Raw genomic sequence first — 20,215 nt, 5'->3', positions numbered from 1 at the left:
CGGGATCGAGCAATTGCGACGGGTCTTAACATTTTTTTGATATCGAAGAGGCCAGGTTAATAATTTTTTTACTGTCCATCTGGGTATATTGTGCTATAGTAGATGTTGGATTCGAAACCATAATTAACAGGAGGTCAAAAATTTATGTTGAAAAAGGTTGCAGCAATCAGCTTATCGCTCCTGCTGTCCGCGGGAATTGCGGCTGGCTGTGCGAAGAAAGAGGCGGCTACTCCGTCCGGGACGCCAGCTCCTGCTGACAAAAAAACAGAAACAGCGCAAGGCTACGTTCCTAAGGAGCTGACAGTACAATTCGTGCCTTCGCAAAGCGCGGAAACGCTCGAAGCCAAGGCCAAGCCGCTTGAAAAGCTGCTCAGCGACAGACTGGGTATTCCGGTCAAAGTATCCATCTCGACGAACTACAATACGATCATCGAAGCTATGGCTTCCAAAAAAGTGGACATCGGCTTCCTGCCTCCTACAGGCTACGTGATGGCTCATGACGATAAGAAAGCCGCGGATCTCTTGCTGCAAGCTCAACGTTACGGCGTTGACGATGCAACGGGTCAAGAAGATAAAACTAAGCTGGTCGATTCCTATAAATCGATGATTATCGTAAAAAATGATTCGCCGATCAAAACGATCGCAGACTTGAAAGGCAAAAAAGTCGCTTGGCAGGACGTTACTTCTTCCGCAGGCTACATATACCCAGGTCTTGAAATGAAGAAGAACGGCGTCGATCCCGATAAAGACGTTAAAGGAATCACGGTCAAAGGGCATGACAAAGGCGTTCTGGCCGTACTGAACGGCGAAGTCGACGCTGCCGCGATCTTCCAGGATGCGCGCACGACGGTAATGAAGGACGTTCCGGACGTATTCTCGAAAACGCGCGTACTGTTCTTCACCGCTCCGATTCCGAACGATACGATCAGCGTTCGTACCGACATGGACCCTGAATGGCGCAAAAAAATCGCCGACGCATTCATCGCTATCGGCAAAGACCCTCAAGGTCAACAAATTATTTATGACGTATACTCCCACCGCGGCTACACGACTTCCGACGACAGCAAATTCGACGTCGTGCGTGACGCCAACAAACAAATGGGCGGCAAATAAGAAACAAACACCCTCAAAATTCTATGTATGCAGCAAAAAGCGGAGCAGGATCGAATCCTGCCCCGCTATTTTTTTGTCTTTTTTACACGAGCCGCTTGCGGATATATCCGGAGATGATATCAATAATCGTAACCATCACGATAACGCCGAGAAGAATAATCCCGACCCTCGACCAGCTCCGCGCGTCCAGCGCGAAGATGAGCGGCGTACCGATACCGCCCGCGCCGATAACACCGAGAATCGCCGCCGAACGGATGTTAATTTCAAAGCGGTATAACGCGAAGGAAAAAAAGTCCGGCAGCACTTGGGGAATGACGGCAAACCACAGCGTTTGCAGCTTGTTTGCTCCGCAGGCCACGAGAGCCTCCGTCGGACCGCGGTCCAAATTCTCGATCGCCTCGGAATACAGCTTGCCGAGCATCCCGATGGAATGCACGCCGAGCGCGAGCGCCCCCGCATAGGAGCCGGGACCGACCGCTTTGATGAAAATGATCGCCATCACGACCTCGGGAAAGGTACGGATCAGGCTGAGCACGAATTTACCGCTGCCCGTCGCCCAGCGCGCTTTGCCTTTGGCAGTCGCGGCCCAGAACGCGAACGGAATACAGAGCACTGCGGAGATAAACGTACCGAGTACGGCAATCGCCATCGTATCGAGCAGGCCGCGCAGCAAATCTTCCCCTTCGGGCAAGTAGACGTAGCCCCAGTCCGGATGGAACAATCCGCGTAAAATCGACCTGGACACTTCGCCCGCCGTGGCCATAATTCCGGAATATTCGACTCCGGTGAACGCCCAGACCAAAATAATCAGGACAACAACCCAAATCGACCACAGTCGAATCCGGGCTCCGACATTGTTTTTAACCGAATCTGACATCATAGCAGCTTCTCCCGTAACTTAGTACTGACATAATCGATAATGAGCACGACGATCAGCGTAATGATAATGATCGTTGCGGCCTGATCGTAACGCAGCCGGTCCAGCGTCCGCTGCAAAATCAAACCGATGCCCCCTGCGCCGACGAAACCCAGTATCGTCGCGGCGCGAACGTTCACCTCAAACGTATACAGCACGTAAGCGGCGAATTGCGCGGTAACTTGCGGCACGACGCCGAAGTTAATCCACTGCAGCTTGTTGGCGCCGACTGCGGTCATCGCCTCCAGCGGGCCAGGGTCGATCGATTCGATGGATTCATAGGTCAGCTTGGACACAAGCCCGAACGAGAAAAAGGCAAGCGCTATCGTACCCGCCAGCATGCCGTATCCGACGATCGCCGCGAAAACGCCGGCATACATCAGATCGGGAATCGTGCGGACCAAATTCAGGATAAAGCGGGCGCATACGCTAAGCACCGGCACCTGAGTAACGTTACGCGCCGCCAGGAAGGAAATCGGGATCGACAGAACCGATCCGACGATCGTCCCGATGATAGCCATCCGGATCGTCTCTATCATCGGATCGACCACCGTGCTGAGATAGCTCCAATCGGGCGGATACATTTCCTGAAACAGCTTGCCCATCTCCGGTATGCCTTCGATAAGCTCCATAAGCGAGGCGTCGGTTCTGAGTGCACTGCCGAACAGCAGCACCAGCACGAAAATGACGGACAGCGTCGGTTTCAAAGACGAAGGCTTTTGGAGAGGCAGCTGCTTGCCTTGACCGGATGACGACATCAGCCTTCCCCCCAAGCAGCTCGTCCTTCTTAATTTCACGGCCGTAGATTTCCGAGAATTTGGCGTCCGTCGCTTCGGACACCGGACCGTCGAAGACGAGCTGGCCTGCGCGCAATCCGATAATCCGGGTCGCATATTCTCGGGCCAAATCGATAAAGTGAAGGTTCACTATCGTCGTGATGCCGAGCTCCTGATTGATCCGCTTCAGGTCGTCCATAACCTGGCGGGTCGTCAGAGGATCGAGCGAAGCGACCGGCTCGTCCGCCAAAATAATTTTGGCTTCCTGGGCCAAAGCGCGCGCGATGGATACCCGCTGCTGCTGCCCGCCGGACAGCTCGTCGGCGCGGGCGTAAGCTTTCTCGCGGATATTGACCCGCTCCAGCGCTTTCAATGAAAGCTCCACGTCTTCTTTCGGAAACAAGCCGAGAATCGTGCGCAGCGTGGAATGATAGCCGACGCGTCCGGATAAGACGTTGCGCAGCACGGAGACGCGCTTGACAAGGTTGAAGCTTTGGAAGATCATCCCGATATCGCGTCGCATCCGGCGCAGCTCCGCTCCTTTGGCCGCAGTGATCGACTTACCGTCAATCAATATTTGACCATCGGTTATTTCATGCAGACGGTTCATGGAACGCAGCAGCGTCGACTTGCCCGCGCCCGATAAACCCACAATCACAACAAAATCCCCCGGGTTAATCTTCAGGTTGATCTTGTTCAAACCGACCGTCCCGTTGGGATATACCTTGGAAACATTTTGAAATTCAATCATAGGCTAAGCGTTTCTCCTCTAGTATAAAATAACTACCATCAGTACATTCGACATAAAATTCAATATTCCTTTTTTATAAACCCGCCTCAATTAAACCTTTATATTCCTGATAGTTTGTCCATCTTCCTATAAAGAATACCGCCGTCCGGCAAGCGGAGGGCGGTATTCTTTCACATCTTAAGGCCTATGTCAAGCAAATAGGGGAACTATCCATTGGATGATTAACGTGCAGGGCACCAGCAGCAGCTGGGCCAGCCACGTTCCGCAAAACCGCGAAAACATCAGCCAGCCGTACATTTTATTGATCGATCCCATACTGGCCTGCCCGTTCATCGCTCGATCCGTCAGCAGCGCGACTTGAGGATCGACCAGCAGCGTCATTAAGATGGTCGCGATTCCGTTGACAAGCCCCGACGATTGGGACGCCGCCGTGCTGTACTCCGGCATCAGGAACGACGCATATAGCGCGGCCAGCACTCCGACGGTATAAAATCCGGTCACCAGCATGTTCAGTAATAGCAGCCGTTTGGGAACGCCGCCGACGCGAAGCCTCGACAGCATGGCCCAGGTCGGCAGCTTGAACTGGCTCCCGACCCGCTTCAGACTGCGGATGGACACCGAATCGCGGACAAGCCGCGGCAGGGAGCCCGTCTCTTCCAGGCGGCTGATCAGCTTGACCGAGATGCGCACCGCCGTCGGAAAAAAGAGGATCGCGAGCAGCGTGCCGATAGAAGCGCCCGCGATCATAACATGCATCTGCGCTTCCAGCGAAATGCCCGGATTACGCTTGGCCTCGTCGATAACCCCGCCCATCATCGGGCCTTGAATCAGGTTCGACGTTCTCGACAACAGTACGATCATCCCCGTCAGCGACAGCGCGACGGCCAGCTTGCCCGTCCTTACGCCGGCCAGCCGGATGCCGTAAGACAACGTTTCGACCGCATGGATGACCATGGTCAGAGCGGACACCCACAGCACCTTATCTATCATGAAGCTCCCCCCGTATGCGGCCCGGCGTGCTTTTATCCGTCATGAGACGTCCGTTTCCTTCTTCTTTGCCCGAACCGGCCAAATCGATCAGCTCCTTCAATAACAGCCTGAACCGACGCTCGCAGTCCTGCCCGCGGCAGGCTCGTCTTACAAGCATCTTACTATAGAACCGCTGCAAATAAACAAGAAACATGACGCCGAAAAATGTCCGCTTTTCTCCCGTATGAACGCCGAACAGCCGGAGATCCGGCCGTTCGTTACGGCTTGGTTCTCCGGCTGCGCCGGTTGGGCGGTTTATCCCGCCACGTCTCTTTTCGTAAACAGAAGCCAGGAAACGGCATAGAACACGATCCAGTAAAGGACGAGCATCGTTACCGAGAAGCCCAGCGTCATTCCCGCTATCGGCGGCTTATCCCCAAGCAGATACGGGGACAAATCCGTATTGGCGAATAAAATGTACTTCACCCAAGTGTATTTGAGCGAAGCCAGCACGAGCACGATCGTATTGGCCGTAAACATCAGGCAGATGGACAAGCCGATAGCCAGGGAGCTGCTGCGGAACGCGGCCGAAATCATAAAGGCGAGCGTCACATACATCAACAGATCGATGAACTTGATCCCGTACGTCTGGATCATTCTCGGAAACGAGTCCTGCTCCGCCACCGGGCCGCTCAGGCCGAAAAACAACAGCCCGACGAAATAGGAAACGATTAGCAGAAACAACAGCAGCGTCACAAGCAGCAGTACGACCGAAACGTATTTCGCCGCCAATATTTTGCTGCGGGTCGCCGGGCGGATCAAAAGCAGCTTGATCGTGCCCCATGTAAACTCCGAGGCGACGCTGTCTCCGGCTACGATCACCGAGAACAAAAACACAAGCCAGCTCATGCTGGTGCACATCGCCACGAACGAGAAGGCATGATTCATGCCCGAGCCGATGACGTACTTCAGCATAATAGCCATCAAAACGACGGCCAGCAGCACGATGGCAAACATGATCCAGGTGCGGGTGCGGTTGTATATTTTCATCTGTTCGTTCTGGACAAGGCTCAAGAAGTTAGACAATTTGATTCCCCCTCGTCACTTCGAGGAATTGCTCTTCGAGCGATTTGTTCTGCGTCCGGATGCCGTAGACGCGAATGCCCGCCTCCACCAGCCGCGCGTTCAGCTCGGCTATCTCTTCGCGTCCGCGCAGATGAACGGTGAGCGAGCCCGCGTCCTGCCCCTGCACGGATTGCTCCGCCGGAGGCTGCGATAAAGCGACGCTGTAGAGGACGCTGCCTTCCCCGGCCACTGAGGCTGCGGCCCGCGCCGCCGCTTCCAGCCGGTCAACCTCCAGCAGCACTTCCAGAACGCCAGCTCCATCCTGCGTTTCCCTGAAGGACCGGACATCCAGCAGCTTTCCGTTCTGGATGATGGCGACGCGGTCGCACATCAGCTCCATCTCGGAGAGCAGATGGCTCGATACGATGACGGCGATGTTCTCTTCCCGCGACAGCCGTCGCAAATAATCGCGCAGCTCGCGGATGCCTTCCGGATCGAGCCCGTTCGTCGGCTCATCGAGGATTAGCACTGCCGGACGGTGCAAAATCGCCTGAGCGACGCCAAGACGCTGCCTCATGCCGAGCGAGTACGTTTTTACCTTGTCGTGGATACGGTGCTCCAGCTTGACCAGAGCGACGACCTCATCCAGCCTTTCCGGCGTAATTCCCGGAATCATTCGGGCGAAATGCTGCAAATTTTGATAACCGGTCATAAATTTATAAAACTCGGGATTTTCTACAATCGCGCCGATATGCATCATCGCTTGCTCGAATTGCTTGGTAATGCCGAGACCGTTGACCAGCACTTCCCCTTCCGTAAGCGACATGAGCCCGACCATCATCCGGATCGTCGTCGTTTTTCCGGCGCCGTTAGGCCCCAGAAACCCGAATACTTCCCCGGGCATCACATCGAAGGAGAGATGATCGACGATCGTCTTCGAGCCGATCCGTTTGGTCACGCCGCGCAGCTGCACTACTGACATCGTATTCATAAGGCCTCCGATTTTCAAAAAGGATACGGTAACTTCAAACAGGAAAAGTATACCATACTGAGCAGTCTAGACCAAACCGGGGCGATGAATACCGTCTATCGCTCGTAATATTGGGCCAGCGTCACGATCATGCTGCCCATCCGCTCTTCCTCCGGCGCGACGACCCGCTCGATGCCCTCGTCGCGCAGCGCTTCCGCCGTCACCTTGCCTACGGCGACGGCGACCGTACAGGTGCGGAACGCCTCCAGCAGCTTCGCTTCAAGCCCGTGTTCGCGGGCGTAGGCCATCAGGAAGCGCACCTGCGGCGTGCTGGTGAAGGTGACCGCATCAACCTGCCCTTGAGTTATTTCCGCCAGCAGCGTATTGACCACATCCAGCTCCGGCGGCACATGCCGGTAAGGCAATATTTCGTAATAATCGGCTTGCTGCTCCTCCAGCCAATTTACAAGCCGCGGCGCATGATCGCCGTAGAGCTGCAGAACTACCCGCTGTCCGCGCATGGAGTAAGGCTGCAGCGCACGCACGATGCCGATCGTCGTCCCGTCGTCATCCCTCACCGTCGGAGCGAGTCCGAGCGTTTTCAAATATTTGACCGTTTTATAGCCTCGCACCGCCAGCTTCATCCGCTTCAGGCGGCCCACGAAGGCGTCCGCCTCTCCCATATCCTCGGCCGTCTTATACAGCATCTCCGCGCCGACGCCCGTAGTGAAAACGATCCAATCGCCGCCTTCGTCGATCAGCCGCCTGATCTTCGCTTCGGTCAGCTCCTTCTCGACGGCTACCGTCCCCTGAGCCGGACGCACCAGCGGAATCCCGCCCAGCTTCTCCACGATGACGCTAAGCTCCGCCGCCTTTCTCGGCCCGGTGATCGCTATACGCTTGCCTTCCAATCTTCGCATGGTTCCCCCCGCTAATTCATTAAGTTTATGTCACATTCTCTTACATTCGGTAATCTATTCGTACTATAACGTATTCATTCATCATTTTCAATTCAAATATACTTATTATTCCTATTAGAAAACTTGATTTTTAACAAAGCACACGAATTGCACGGGAACGGGAAGCAGCCCCGTTTCCGCCGCGCGTCAAATACCAGGGCTATCGCTTCGCTCTCTCAACCAAGCAGGCGGCATTATCCGCCGTATTTTCGCTGCAGCTGCCGAATTTGCCTGATCAGCTCCGGTCCGATCGCCGATTCGTATTGAGCATAAATCGGGTCCCAGGCGCGCATCCACTCGGCCCGCTCCTCGGGCGTCAGCGTATAAATCTGCATCTGCGACTCACGCCGGATTTCCTCCAGCTGCTTCTCGTTCATCAGAACGGCGTTCCGATTGGCCCACTGCGTCGTCTCCTGCATCGCTTCCCCGATTTGCTGCTGCACATCGCGAGGAAGCTTCTGCCAGAAGGAGCGGTTCATCAAAACCGCGTAGCCCAAGTAGCCGTGGTTGCTGATCGTCATATACTTTTGGACTTGATAGAACTTTTTCGTATAAATGTTGGAGATCGAATTCTCTCCTCCGTCGACAGTTCCGTTCTCGTAGTTCCGGTATACTTGATTAAAAGGCATCTCCGTCGTCCTCATATCAAACATCCTAAACTCCGCATCCAAAAGCTTGCTTCGCATCGTTCGAAAATGCTGTCCCTTCAAATCGGAAGGATGGATAATCGGGCCTTTGCTGCTGGTCATTTGCTTAAAACCGTTGCCCCAAAACGCCATGCCCTTCATATCGACGGTTTGCAGCTGATCGAGCAGCGTCTGGCCGATTTTCCCGTCGAACGCCTCCTGCACCGCCTCTTCGCTCAAAAAAGCGAAAGGCAAATCGAGTGCCATCCAGGACGGCAGCAAGTCCGACAAGTTCGGAAAAGAGGGAGCGATCATCTGCACGCTGCCCTGCTGCAAAGCGCGGATTTCATCGACCTCGGAGAACAGCACCCCGTTCGGGTAAACCTCGACTTTCACCCGGTCATGCGTCTTTTCCTTCACCAGCTGCGCAAATTGCTGCGCCGCCAGTCCCTTCGGCGTATTCTCGGCAACGACATGGCTGAATTTGATGACGATTTGCTGATCGAGCCCTTGCTGCTCGTCGTCGCGTACGACCGGCGTTTGCAGAACCGTCGGATAGAAGCCTACGATCAGCGCGGTCATCAGCCCCAAAATGACGATCGCCGCAATGCCCAGATACGATTTCATGCCGCATACGCCCCCGCGCGTCTAGTGAATGTCCTTCTTCTTGAACCGTCCGCCCTTGACGTCGTGAATGTTGCCGATGGCCAGGAAGGCGCTCGTGTCATGCTCTTCTACGATCGATTTCAGCTTGGCTTCTTCCAGACGGGTGATGACACAAAAGATAACCCGTTTTTCCCCACCGGAAAACCCGCCTTCACCGTTAAGATAAGTAACCCCGCGGCCCAAACGACTGAGCAGCGCGTCTCCGATTTCTTTGTAGTTGTCGCTAATAATCCAAACCGACTTCGACTCGTCGAAGCCTTCGATCGTAATATCAATCATTTTGTAGGCGATAAAATAGGCGATAAGAGAATACATCGCATGATCCCAGCCGAAGACGAACCCTGCGCTGGCGAGGATGAACAGGTTGAAGAACATGACGACCTCGCCGACCGAAAACGGCGTCTTTTTATTAAGCAGAATAGCTACGATTTCCGTACCGTCCAGCGAACCTCCCGACCGGATGACCAGGCCTACCCCGATCCCCAGAATAATGCCTCCGAAAACGGATGCAAGCAGCGGGTCGATGGTCAGAGGCGGAACCGGATGCAGCAGCGACGTTCCGATAGACATGAAGAGTACGCTGATCAGCGTCGAGACGGCAAAGGTTTTGCCGATTTGCTTGTAACCGAGAAACAGGAAAGGCAGGTTGAGCAATAATAGGAAGATTCCAAGCGGCAGCGATGTAAGGTGGGACATAATGATGGATATGCCCACGACCCCGCCGTCAATAATATTGTTAGGTACCAGGAATATTTCCAGGCCTACGGAGACGAAGGCGGCCCCGATCAGCATGGAAAACGCTCGTTTAAGAATCTGCGTCCGGGTGATTTTGGAGTGCTGAGGAAGAGTGGGTTCCGACGGACTTTTTGGCGCAACGTTCGCTGACATTTCCTTTTCCTCCTTCAATGAGTTGATCGGTCAAATCAAATTCTACCGCAATCTCCCAAATAATCATGTCCGTTGCCGACAGCTGCCCACGAATAAACTCCTTCGACTGCTCCAGCTCATTAAGCTCAAGCTGTCTAATAAGCGCTTGTTTGCGGATAAGCAACCGATCAAGATAATGTTCTATTTTGGATTTGCGGTATGTTTCCGCCATAGCGCTTGATCCCTCCTCAATTTTATTCTGACTATTCTATTGTATTCATTTGTATACAAAAAATCAAAATTTTTCGCACTATCATGAACTGCCAAGTTCAGGGACAAACTAACCGTACCTGCTAGAAATATGAAAGGAGCTCGTTGTTTATGAAGCCTCTTCCTTATTGTATAACCGCCGGCCTCCGCCGTTTTTGTCGCCTCGCGCTGCATCAATCGTTTCTCTTGTGTATACTTTGCGTTCTGCTTGTCGCCTCTTCCGCCGCTTGCGGCAGCAAAAATAAAGGCGCCGAAGGAAGCGGCAAGCCCAAAGCGCAAAGCAACGAACAAAAGAAACCGGTCGATAACGCGCTGAGAGAGCAGATGAACATGTATAAGCAGCTCAAGCAGCATGAATACGAAGAATCCGAGAAGCTGCGCAAAGCGGATAAGGAGCAGCTCAAAAAAATTCAGAAATCCCGGCAGCAAAAAAGCGGCGGCGGTTTCTCCGGGACCGGGTCCTCCGGAAGCGGGGGGCAAAGCGGCAGCAGCGGCGGCGGAAACAGTCAAGGCGGCAGCAAATAACCGCAGCGAAATCGGACTTGCAGTTTAACGAACCGCCCTTCCTGTTGTATGATGAGGATAAATATCGTCCGAGGGAGGAAATGGGAGAGCGAATGCTGCAGCGTCTGAAAATCAATGCCAAGATCGCCATACTGTCGTCCGGCATCGTGCTGTTCTCGCTCCTTATCGGCGGCACGGTGCTGGTCGGCACCAGCATCGGCTCAAGCGAAGCCGAGCTCGGCCGGCGGCTGCTCGTCACGGCGCGCACGGTCGCCCAGCTGCCGGAGGTCGCGCGGGGCATCGGCGACCCTTCGCAGTACCCGGCGATCCAGGAGGCCGCCGAGCGCATTCGCATCATCAACGACGTCACCTACGTCGTTGTGATGGACATGAACCGGGTCAGGCTGTCGCACCCGGTTGACGATAAGATCGGCACGGTATCGCTCAGTGCCGATGAAGGGTCCGCCTTTGCCGAGCACACGTACGTGTCCAAGGCAAAGGGCGAGCTCGGCACGGCTCTGCGCGCGCTCGTGCCGGTGATGAACGCCGATCACGTACAGATCGGCGTCGTGCTGGTGGGACAGCTGCTGCCGAGCATCGGGCAGGTGCTGCAAACCTTAAGCGGGCAAGCCTACGTGATTTTGCTGCTGTCGCTCCTGTTCGGCATCCTGTGCTCGTGGAAGCTGGCCCAGCATATCAAGAAGCAGATGTTCGAGCTGGAGCCGCACGAGATCGCCCGGCTGCTCGTCGAGCGCACCGCTACGTTCCACGCGATGCATGAAGGCGTGATCGCGATCGATAAAGACGAACGGATTACGATTTTCAACGACAAGGCGAAGCAGATTATGAAAATCGACGAGGAGCTGGACGTGATCGGTCGGCCGATCCGCGACGTTCTGCCCGATACCCGGCTCCCGGAAATATTGGAGCTGAACCATCCGATCTACAATCAGGAGCTGCTGCTCGGCACGACGATTATTTGGAGCAACCGGGTGCCGATCAAAGTAAACGCTCAGACGGTCGGAGCGGTCGCGATTTTCCAGGATCGCACGGAGGTCACGCAGATCGCCGAGGAATTGACCGGCGTCAAAGCGTTCGTCGACGCGCTGCGCGTGCAAAACCATGAATACATGAACAAGCTTCATACGATCGGCGGGCTGATCCAGCTCGGGAATAAAGAGAAAGCGCTCGACTATTTGTTCGAAATTACGGAGCAAAAGGAGGAGCTGACCCGCTTCTTGAGCGAACGGTTCAAGGACGACAGCCTGACGGGGCTGCTGCTCGGCAAAATCAGCCGCGGCAGCGAGCTCGGCATCGCGGTCGCGATCGACCGGCAAAGTCATCTAGAACGGTTTCCCGACCGGCTGGATCATCACGACATCGTCGTTCTGGTCGGCAACCTGATCGAGAACGCTTTCGACGCGCTGCAGCCGCTGCAGCGCAGGCAGAAACGGATCGTCGTAAGCGTCGAGCAGGACGATGAAGTGCTGTCCGTGCTCGTCGAGGATAACGGCACAGGCATCGATCCTGCGGTCCGGGAGCGCATATTCGAGCAGGGCTTTACGACGAAGGGCGCCAGCGGCCGGGGCATCGGACTCTACCTGATCGCGGGTATTCTGCGCAAAGGGGGCGGCACGATCCGCATCGATTCGGCGCCGGGCGAAGGGGCGAGCTTTCTCGTCTCGTTCCCGATGAAATCGGCGGAAGCGGAGCGGGAAGCGTCAAGCGGCTTGCCCGAATCGCCCGCGCCGAACGGCTTCCCGCCTCCGGCCAATCTATAAAGAGGGGAACGATTCTTTTCATGCAATCCAAACCAATCCAGGTGCTGCTGATCGAGGACGATCCGATGGTGCAAGAAGTGAACCGGCAATTCGTCGAGCAAGTCGACGGCTTTCGCATTGCCGGCATTGCCGGCACCGGTGTCGAAGGGATGGCCAAAATCCGGGAGCTGGCGCCCGATCTGGCGATTCTCGATATTTATATGCCGCAGCAGGACGGCATCGAGACGCTAACGCAAATACGCCGCGAGCAGCTTCCTGTCGACATCATGATCATCAGCGCGGCCAACGACCAAAGAACGATTGGGAGAATGCTGCAATACGGCGCAGTCGATTATATTATGAAACCGTTTAAATTCGAACGGGTCAAGCAAGCTTTGGAGCGTTACCGCCAAATGAAGCAGGGGCTGACGAGCTCAGACACCTTATCGCAGCAGGAGCTTGACCGCATGCTGTCGCGGCATGCCGGCCGCGCGCCCGAAGCCGTGCCCGTGTCGGCCGCAGATGCTGCAGTTTTCGCCCATCGCGGCGAGCAAGCGACGGAGCAGCTCCCGAAAGGGCTGCAGGCGGGAACGATGCGGCAAATTCTCCAGTATATGACCCGCCAGCCCGAGCCGCTCTCCGCCGAAGAAGTAGCGGAAGGCGTAGGTATCGCCCGGGTGACCGCCCGCCGCTATCTCGATTATTTGGAGAAGAGCGGCAAGGTGCGGATCGACCTGCAATACGGCGTCGGCCGGCCGGTCAATAAATATATGTTATCCTCCTAGCCTCGGGCGAGCGGCCGGCTCATAAGCCGGAGCCCGCTGCGGCGGTTAGCGGACCTTCCTGGTCTTCAGCATCATATAGTCGCCTTGGAAAAAGACGACACGGCCCTCCTCCTCGCTCACGCCGAGCTGCCGGCGCAGCGAATCGTCCCATCCCAGCATATAAGCTTCCAGCTCCCGCTTCACCTGTTCGGAGACATTCATGCGGCCGCACCACGGGTCGAAAACGAACGTTTTGCGCGTCTGCACCAGCAGCTCCACGCGCAGACCGGCAAGCTCCGCCCTCCGAATCCACTCCGTCTTCTTCCAGGCCCTGTAATGGCTCGGATCACGCCGCTTCTCCACTTCATTGTACAGAGCATCCGCGTCGTCGCTCTCCGGAGCGATGTTATCGAACAGGATGAAGCTGCCGCCATGCTTCAATACGCGAGCGGCCTCGCCGACGAAGGCGTCCGGATCGGGAAAATGATGCGCCGCGATCCGGCAGGTGACCACATCGAAGCTTTCCGCTTCAAAGGGCAGCTTCTCGGCGTCACCCTGCACATAGCGGACCGTTTCCTTGCCGCGGCTTCGCAGGAAGGCTTCCGCTTCCTGCAGCATTTGCGGCGTCAAATCGAGCGTCGTCGCCTGCCGCACATGCTCCGCCAGCACCAGCGCCGCATGACCGCCGCCGGTCGCAATATCAAGCCCGGCCGCCCCGTTCTCCGCTTGCACCCATTCCGCCAACAGCCGTAAATCTTCTCCGGACGCATGTCCCGGGCTGTTCACATATTTTGCGGCGTTAGGTCCGAACTGAAGCTTCACTTGTTCCTTAATATCCATTCTCTCACCCTCCACATAAGTTTCAACAAATGAAACATAGTTTCAAATAACGAGATAACAATTCCAGAATACAGCAACCGCTCCCGATTGTAAAGGCCCTGCCGTCATCCGGGAACTTGGACTGGGTACGGGAATTAGGATCGGGGCCGGCGCTCGCTGTTACTCTTGCCGACAAGAACAAATCCCCCAACAGTGACGTGATGCTCTGAAGCTTATTCCGTCCGCATCCAGCCTAGGCTGGATCGTCCTCTAACCATTCCTCTGGGATTGTTCTATGGGTAGACTTTCCTTTCGGGGGAGCCCACGGATTTCCACAGGATATTGCTGCTTGCTGCGCATCATTTCCTAAACAACAAAAAAGCGCGAGCCTAGGAATCGCTTCCCGGCCCGCGCCTTATATCGGCTGCCCGTGCGGCGGCAGCTCTGTTTAAAGAACAAAGAGAACCGTTAATTTACGTCATATCCCTGATCTTCGATCGCTTCTTTGATCGCCGCTTCGTTCAGCTTGTTCTCGTCGTAAGAAACGGTGACCGATTTATCGCCAAGGTTAACATGGCCCGACGCGCCAAGCTCTTTCAATGCCCCTTCGATGGAGTTCACGCAATGATTGCAGGACATCCCTTCCACTTTCAATGTGATGGTTTGCATAAGTATCACTCCTTTACACCGATTATAACATACCCCCATAGGGTATGTCAATTTCTTCTCGTTACCATCTCTTCATGCCGCTGTCAGCTCATATCCTCTACAATAATATACCCGTCCTCCGCGACCAAAATGACCAAAAGCACCAATATGGCCAAATGATTCACAAATTGTTTTGTAAGCGATAACATAAGCCTACAGAAAATAAACATTGGGGGAAGTGATCCGCATGTCCATTCCATCCGGCGCTCATACCAGCATCATTTTGCGTCTTGAACTCGATAAAGAAACCGCTTCCTTCGGCCAAATCGCCACGGCCGTCAGCGATACGGGAGGAGATATTATCGCGATTGACGTCAGCCGCTCGGATAAAACGACGACCGTCCGCGATATCACGGTCAACGTCTACGACCAAAAGCATACCGACCTGATCGTGAAGGCGGTCGGCGCCGTTCCCGGCGTTAAGGTCATTCATGTCTCCGACCAGACCTTTCTGCTGCATATCGGCGGCAAGCTCGAAACGATGCCGAAAACGCCGATCAAAAACCGCGACGACCTCTCCAGAGTCTATACTCCCGGCGTCGCCCGGGTTTGCATGGCCATCCACGAGAAGCCTTCGCGCGCGCATTCCTTGACGATCAAGCGCAATACGATCGCGGTCGTATCGGACGGCTCCGCCGTACTCGGCCTCGGCAATATCGGACCGGAAGCCGCGATGCCCGTCATGGAAGGCAAAGCCGTATTGTTCAAGCAATTCGCCGGCGTCGACGCGTTTCCGATCTGCCTCGATACGCAGGATACCGAAGAAATCATCGCAGCGGTCAAGGCGATCGCCCCTTCCTTCGGCGGCATTAATCTGGAGGATATTTCCTCTCCGCGCTGCTTCGAAATCGAACGGCGGCTGATCGAGGAGCTGGATATTCCGGTATTCCACGACGATCAGCACGGCACGGCCGTCGTCCTGCTCGCCGGGCTGCTTAACGCGGTCAAGCTCGTCGGCAAGTCGCTGGAGCAATGCAAGGTGGTCGTCTGCGGCATCGGCGCTGCCGGCATCGCCTGCTCCAAGATGCTGATAGCCGCAGGCGTCCGCAACATTATCGGCGTCGACCGCGCCGGCGCTATCGTCCGCGGCGAGACGTATCCGAACGAAGCCTGGCAGTGGTACGCCGAGCATACGAATCCCGACTGCTTAAGCGGCACGCTGTCCGAAGTGATCCGCGGCGCCGACGTGTTTATCGGGGTGTCGGGACCCGGCGTCCTGAAGGTTCAAGATATTCAGCGCATGGCGGCCGATCCGATCGTTTTCGCCATGGCCAATCCGACGCCGGAGATTTCCCCCGAAGAGGCGGAGCCGTATGTCCGCGTTATGGCGACCGGGCGTTCGGACTACCCGAACCAAATCAACAACGTGCTGTGTTTCCCCGGCATTTTCCGGGGCGTGCTGGACTGCCGCGCTTCCCGCGTGACGGAGGAAATGAAGCTGGCCGCGGCCAAAGCCATCGCAGCGGTCGTCAGCGACGAAGAGCTCAGCGAATATTACATCATTCCCAGCGTTTTCAACCAATCGGTCGTCGAGCGGGTCCGCGAGGCCGTGATCGAAGCGGCCTATGCCAGCGGCGTCGCCCGCAAAACGGCGCGTCCGGATTCGGCTGCAGGCGCAGGCAAAACTGTTCAAATAACCCGTTAACGGGCAACCTAACCATATGAAGAAAAGAGGGGTCATCCATGCGAATCAACTTTAAAAACTTGACCGTGCAGGTGCTGCTCGCCATCGTCGTCGGTATTTTGATCGGTCAGTTTTTCCCGTCCTTCGGCGTTCAGCTTAAAGTTCTCGGCGATATTTTCGTCAAGCTGATCAAAATGATCATCGCGCCGATCGTCTTCTTCACGATCGTCATCGGCTTCGCCAATATGGGCGATATGAAAAAAATCGGGCGGATCGGCGGCAAAGCGCTGATCTACTTCGAGGTCATAACGACGTTCGCGATGGCTATCGGCATCGCCATTATGTATCTGGTCAAGCCCGGCGCCGGCATGGATATCAGCAATGTCGGCAAGAACGCCGCCGACGTCGCCAAATACGCCAAGCAGGCCGCCGAAACGCCGCACGGCTTCGTCGATTTTGTCGTCAGCGTCATCCCCGACAGCGTCGTCGGCGCCCTGGCCAAAGGCGACATGCTTCCGGTGCTGTTCTTCTCCGTGCTGTTCGGTCTCGCTATGGCCGGCATGGGCGACAAGGCCAAGCCGGTAACTGCATTCTTCGAGAAAATGAACGAAATTTTCTTCCGTCTGGTCGGCATCATCATGCGCTTCTCCCCGTTTGCGGCCGGCGGAGCCATGGCTTATACGATCGGCAAGTTCGGCATCGGCTCCTTGTTCTCTCTGGGCAAAATGATGGGCTCGGTTTACATTACGATGTTCTTGTTCGTCGTCATCGTGCTCGGCGCCGTTGCCAAAATATACGGCTTCAGCATTTTCAACCTGCTGAAATACATTAAGGAAGAAATTTTACTCGTGTTCGGCACCTCCTCGTCGGAATCGGCGCTGCCCCGTCTGATGCAGCGGCTGGAGAAATACGGCTGTTCCAAGTCGGTCGTCGGCCTTGTCGTTCCGACCGGCTACTCCTTCAATCTCGACGGCACTTCAATTTATTTGTCGATGGCCGCGCTGTTCATCGCGCAAGCTTACGGCATCGAGCTCTCCTGGATTCAAATTTTGACCGTGCTCGGCGTGCTGATGCTTACTTCCAAAGGGGCTGCGGGAGTCACCGGCTCCGGCTTCATCACGCTGGCCGCGACGCTCGCCGCAGTGCCGGGCAATGTAATACCGATCGAAGGCATGGCGCTCCTGCTCGGCGTCGACCGCTTCATGTCCGAAGCGCGGGCGATCACCAACCTGATCGGCAACAGCGTTGCGACCGTCGTCATCGCCAAGAGCGAGAAGCAGTTCGGTATTGAAGAGCCGACTGCGAAGGCAGAGGCAAGCGGCCTGTTCTCCGGCGAAAGCGGCAAGCTGGCAGGCGCATCCGAAGCATAAGAAAAGCGTCTATCGCCGTTCTTTCCAAGAGGAGCGCCCGCGTTCCGAGCCGGTTTTAACGTTAAATAATCAATCCCATGGTTCCTCCCTGAATAAGGGGAATCATGGGATTTTGAATTTGCTTGGCTGACGCGCGATGGTCCATTGCGGCAGCGCAAGCTACCGGGAAGACGCGGCCCCCCGCCTCATCATCAGCGCGCTTGCCAAGTAAGCGAAAGAAATCGGGCCGTATACAGCGAAAATTCCCGGTGTCATAAGCAAATACAAGCTGACCGGGGCCGACCAGACAAAAGCCGCCGCCAGCAAAACCGGCTGCTTGATCGTTACCCCGACGAGTGCGATAACTGCCGGCGCGAACAGCATGAAAAACGTAATCCATACCGCATCCGGCTGAGCATCGCCGGAATACGGATTGGCATAATGAAGCATATACCAGAGAACCATCGCCGTTAACGAAGCGATTCCCCCGACCGCAGCCGACGCTTTGCGCAAAACCATCCCAACCGCCCCCTCCCGTAATATCCTCCCGTCATGCATTACAATCAAATAATCCGCTGTTAAATTAAACGCTCGAAACACGTGCAAAGTTCCATGCTTCGCCCAGCCGCCGGCGGTTTGGGCTCTGCAAGACAGCGGATCTGAACGGCCTTCCGGCCCGCTACGGAGCCCCGACTGGAAATAAGCCGCCATTTCCGTTAGTCTAATAAGATATAAGCCCCTACGAGGAGGTTACCGCATGAAAGCGATCCTGGAAGTCGATCACGTTACCGGAGGCTACAGCCGCCAGCAGCCCGTGCTGCACGATCTGTCCTTCCATATGCAGCCGGGGGAAATGATCGGGCTGATCGGCTTGAACGGCGCCGGCAAAAGCACGACGATCAAGCATATTCTCGGACTGATGCTGCCGCATAAGGGAGAAATTCGGCTCAAAGGAAGCACGCTTGCGGACTCCCGGGAGCAGTACCGCAAAACGTTCGCTTACGTTCCCGAGAGTCCTTTATTATATGAAGAATTGACGGTTCAGGAGCATCTGGAGCTGGCCGCGATGGCCTATCAATTGGACAAACCGACGTATGAACAGCGGATGCGCCCGCTGCTTGAGCAGTTTCAGATGGAGTCGCTAACCGGCCGGATGGCTTCGCATCTGTCCAAAGGAATGCGCCAAAAAGTCATGATCATGTGCGCCTTCCTCGTGCAGCCGGAACTGTATATTATCGACGAGCCGTTTCTCGGACTCGACCCTTTAAGCATGCGTTCGCTGCTTGAGCTGATGGTGAGCGTGAAGCAGAGCGGCGCCTCCATTCTGATCAGCTCGCATATTCTCGCGACCATCGAGCGTTACTGCGACCGGTTTCTGGTGATGCATCAGGGCAAGCTGATCGTATCCGGCCCCGTTCCCGCCCTGCAGCAGGCGGCCGGGCTGCCCGGAGCGCCGCTGGATGACGTATTCTACGAATTGGTCACAAGGGGCGGTTCGCGGTAATGGATATGAAAGCCTTGTACCGCCGGCGGACAGCGGGATTTCTGCAAGAAATCCTCCCTTATCTTCACTACGCGCTGCAGAGCGCGTCGATGGCCGCGCTGACGGCTTTGCTGCTATTTTCCATCGGGTACCATCTGTTCCTTCAATGGGTTACGCCGGCCTTTCCCTGGCAGCTGCCTGCCGCCGCGCTCATGTGGATTATGCTGATGTCGGGAAAAGTCCGCACGTATTTGCAGGAAGCGGACACGCTGTTTCTGCTGCCGCAAGAGAAGGGAATGGCGCTCTATCTGCAAGCGGCGCTGCAAAAAGCGCTTATGCTTCAGCTCGCCGGGGCGATTGCCGCCTGGCTGATCGTATGGCCGCTGTACGCCAAAATGACCGAGACCGCCGCCTCCCGGTTCGTCCTGCTGCTGCTCGTGTGGGCCTTGTTCAAGGCTGCGCTCGTATACGGCAAATGGTTCGAGCAGCAGCTGCAGGAGCCTGCCGCGCGCCGCTGGCTGACGCTGCTTCGCTGGGCGCTGTCCGCCTTCGCCGCCTACGTCGTCATCGCCTTCGAGCCCCCTTACGGCATTCTGCTGCCGGCCGCAGGCTTGCTTCTTTATCTCGTCTGCCTTCGCTGGCCGCGCAAATATCCGGTTCACTGGATGCAGCTGATCGATCTGGAGAAGCGCCATCGCGCCGCGGTATACCGGATATTGAACTGGTTTATCGACGTGCCGCAGGTGCAGGGCAAGGCGCGTAATACCCGCTTGTCCATCCAGCGCTGGGTCAAGATTCCGTTCCGCGCGGAATCCGCCTATGTTTATTTGTACTCGATCGTCTGGTTTCGTTCGGAGCTGTTCGGCATTTCGCTGCGCATCACCGTTATCGGAGTATTGCTGCTGCTATCCGTGACCGGCACCTGGCCGGCGGCCGTCGTCTATATTGTCGTCGCCTTATTCAGCGCCTTGCAGCTCTCGGACTTGAAGCGCTATTACAAGGAGCATTTATGGCAGCGCATTTATCCGCTGCCCCCGGAGCTGCATAAGCGTTCCGTCGGCATCGTGCGCCGCGCCGTACACCTTGTCATACTGGCGATTCTGTTTGTTCCCGCCGGCTTCTCCATGGGCAGCTGGCTCCAGGCGGCCGGCCTGCTGCTGCTTGGCGGCGCCGCTTCCTGGCTGTATCACCGGTACCGGTAGCGGCTGAAGCCGAGAAAACGCTGTCGCTGCCGGGCAAGGTATCGTATAATGATA

The 20,215-nt window shown here is 55.9% G+C and carries 21 protein-coding genes and 1 pseudogene; 8 read left to right on the top strand and 14 right to left on the bottom strand.

What is annotated here, in order from left to right; genetic code table 11:
* Positions 1–144: 144 nt before the first annotated feature.
* Positions 145–1,113: a phosphate/phosphite/phosphonate ABC transporter substrate-binding protein gene (locus SK3146_RS26050; RefSeq protein ID WP_249861502.1), complete on the top strand. Its 969-nt coding sequence runs from the start codon at positions 145–147 to the stop codon at positions 1,111–1,113.
* A gap of 82 nt (positions 1,114–1,195) precedes the next feature.
* On the opposite strand, the gene phnE (SK3146_RS26045) is transcribed toward SK3146_RS26050, so the two are convergent.
* From phnE (SK3146_RS26045) to SK3146_RS25995, 11 genes and pseudogenes are all read right to left on the bottom strand, one after another.
* On the bottom strand, positions 1,196–1,993 hold the full coding sequence (gene phnE, locus SK3146_RS26045; protein WP_249861501.1) for a phosphonate ABC transporter, permease protein PhnE: 798 nt from the start codon (positions 1,991–1,993) through the stop codon (positions 1,196–1,198).
* Positions 1,990–2,787: a phosphonate ABC transporter, permease protein PhnE gene (gene phnE / locus SK3146_RS26040; protein WP_249861500.1), complete on the bottom strand. Its 798-nt coding sequence runs from the start codon at positions 2,785–2,787 to the stop codon at positions 1,990–1,992. Before phnE (SK3146_RS26040) ends, phnE (SK3146_RS26045) begins: the two co-directional genes overlap by 4 nt.
* Positions 2,788–2,800: 13 nt before the next feature.
* A pseudogene (gene phnC / locus SK3146_RS26035) lies at positions 2,801–3,556 on the bottom strand (phosphonate ABC transporter ATP-binding protein); the annotation flags it as partial.
* A gap of 189 nt (positions 3,557–3,745) precedes the next feature.
* Positions 3,746–4,546: a lipid II flippase Amj family protein gene (locus SK3146_RS26030; RefSeq protein ID WP_249861499.1), complete on the bottom strand. Its 801-nt coding sequence runs from the start codon at positions 4,544–4,546 to the stop codon at positions 3,746–3,748.
* Positions 4,536–4,703, bottom strand: coding sequence for a hypothetical protein (locus tag SK3146_RS26025; protein WP_249861498.1), 168 nt, complete (start codon positions 4,701–4,703; stop codon positions 4,536–4,538). Before SK3146_RS26025 ends, SK3146_RS26030 begins: the two co-directional genes overlap by 11 nt.
* A 137-nt stretch (positions 4,704–4,840) precedes the next feature.
* Entirely contained in the window at positions 4,841–5,611 is a 771-nt protein-coding gene (locus SK3146_RS26020) for an ABC transporter permease (protein WP_249861497.1), read from the bottom strand.
* Positions 5,604–6,581 carry an ABC transporter ATP-binding protein gene (locus SK3146_RS26015; RefSeq protein WP_249861496.1) on the bottom strand — a complete coding sequence of 326 codons (978 nt, stop codon included), beginning with the start codon at positions 6,579–6,581 and terminating at the stop codon, positions 5,604–5,606. The genes SK3146_RS26020 and SK3146_RS26015 overlap by 8 nt, the downstream gene beginning before the upstream one ends.
* A gap of 95 nt (positions 6,582–6,676) precedes the next feature.
* Entirely contained in the window at positions 6,677–7,480 is an 804-nt protein-coding gene (locus tag SK3146_RS26010) for a uroporphyrinogen-III synthase (protein ID WP_249861495.1), read from the bottom strand.
* 233 nt (positions 7,481–7,713) lie between these two features.
* A complete protein-coding gene (locus SK3146_RS26005) occupies positions 7,714–8,772 on the bottom strand; it encodes a DctP family TRAP transporter solute-binding subunit (RefSeq protein ID WP_249861494.1) in 1,059 nt (352 codons plus the stop codon).
* A gap of 21 nt (positions 8,773–8,793) precedes the next feature.
* A complete protein-coding gene (locus SK3146_RS26000; protein WP_249861493.1) occupies positions 8,794–9,603 on the bottom strand; it encodes a YitT family protein in 810 nt (269 codons plus the stop codon).
* Positions 9,604–9,616: 13 nt separating this feature from the next.
* A complete protein-coding gene (locus SK3146_RS25995) occupies positions 9,617–9,910 on the bottom strand; it encodes a hypothetical protein (RefSeq protein ID WP_249861492.1) in 294 nt (97 codons plus the stop codon).
* Positions 9,911–10,059: 149 nt separating this feature from the next.
* Here SK3146_RS25995 and SK3146_RS25990 point away from each other — a divergent pair, with 149 nt between their 5' ends.
* The 3 genes from SK3146_RS25990 to SK3146_RS25980 all read left to right on the top strand — a co-directional run bounded on the left by SK3146_RS25990 (position 10,060) and on the right by SK3146_RS25980 (position 12,997).
* Positions 10,060–10,473, top strand: coding sequence for a hypothetical protein (locus SK3146_RS25990; protein WP_249861491.1), 414 nt, complete (start codon positions 10,060–10,062; stop codon positions 10,471–10,473).
* Between the two features lie 92 nt (positions 10,474–10,565).
* Positions 10,566–12,233 carry an ATP-binding protein gene (locus tag SK3146_RS25985; protein ID WP_249866442.1) on the top strand — a complete coding sequence of 556 codons (1,668 nt, stop codon included), beginning with the start codon at positions 10,566–10,568 and terminating at the stop codon, positions 12,231–12,233.
* Positions 12,234–12,253: 20 nt separating this feature from the next.
* Positions 12,254–12,997 carry a response regulator gene (locus SK3146_RS25980; RefSeq protein ID WP_249861490.1) on the top strand — a complete coding sequence of 248 codons (744 nt, stop codon included), beginning with the start codon at positions 12,254–12,256 and terminating at the stop codon, positions 12,995–12,997.
* 45 nt (positions 12,998–13,042) lie between these two features.
* Here SK3146_RS25980 and SK3146_RS25975 read toward each other — a convergent pair whose 3' ends face one another.
* Positions 13,043–13,816, bottom strand: coding sequence for a class I SAM-dependent methyltransferase (locus tag SK3146_RS25975; protein WP_249861489.1), 774 nt, complete (start codon positions 13,814–13,816; stop codon positions 13,043–13,045).
* A 447-nt stretch (positions 13,817–14,263) separates the two neighbouring features.
* Positions 14,264–14,464 carry a copper ion binding protein gene (locus SK3146_RS25970; RefSeq protein WP_249861488.1) on the bottom strand — a complete coding sequence of 67 codons (201 nt, stop codon included), beginning with the start codon at positions 14,462–14,464 and terminating at the stop codon, positions 14,264–14,266.
* A gap of 226 nt (positions 14,465–14,690) precedes the next feature.
* On the opposite strand from SK3146_RS25970, the gene SK3146_RS25965 reads away from it, so the two are divergent.
* Positions 14,691–16,148, top strand: coding sequence for an NAD-dependent malic enzyme (locus SK3146_RS25965; protein WP_249861487.1), 1,458 nt, complete (start codon positions 14,691–14,693; stop codon positions 16,146–16,148).
* Between the two features lie 38 nt (positions 16,149–16,186).
* Positions 16,187–17,497: a dicarboxylate/amino acid:cation symporter gene (locus tag SK3146_RS25960; RefSeq protein ID WP_249861486.1), complete on the top strand. Its 1,311-nt coding sequence runs from the start codon at positions 16,187–16,189 to the stop codon at positions 17,495–17,497.
* Positions 17,498–17,656: 159 nt separating this feature from the next.
* Here the strand turns inward: SK3146_RS25960 and SK3146_RS25955 are convergent, their stop codons facing one another.
* A complete protein-coding gene (locus SK3146_RS25955) occupies positions 17,657–17,995 on the bottom strand; it encodes a hypothetical protein (protein ID WP_249861485.1) in 339 nt (112 codons plus the stop codon).
* 238 nt (positions 17,996–18,233) lie between these two features.
* Between SK3146_RS25955 and SK3146_RS25950 the strand changes: the two genes are divergently transcribed.
* Both SK3146_RS25950 and SK3146_RS25945 read left to right on the top strand, forming a co-directional pair.
* Positions 18,234–18,980 (top strand): ABC transporter ATP-binding protein, encoded by a 747-nt coding sequence (locus tag SK3146_RS25950; protein ID WP_249861484.1) that lies wholly within the window; start codon positions 18,234–18,236, stop codon positions 18,978–18,980.
* Entirely contained in the window at positions 18,980–20,161 is a 1,182-nt protein-coding gene (locus SK3146_RS25945) for an ABC transporter permease (protein ID WP_249861483.1), read from the top strand. Before SK3146_RS25950 ends, SK3146_RS25945 begins: the two co-directional genes overlap by 1 nt.
* Positions 20,162–20,215 lie beyond the last annotated feature (54 nt).

Source organism: Paenibacillus konkukensis (assembly GCF_023523925.1).
GTDB lineage: Bacteria > Bacillota > Bacilli > Paenibacillales > NBRC-103111 > Paenibacillus_S > Paenibacillus_S doosanensis.
This window is presented reverse-complemented; position numbering and strand designations above follow the sequence as displayed.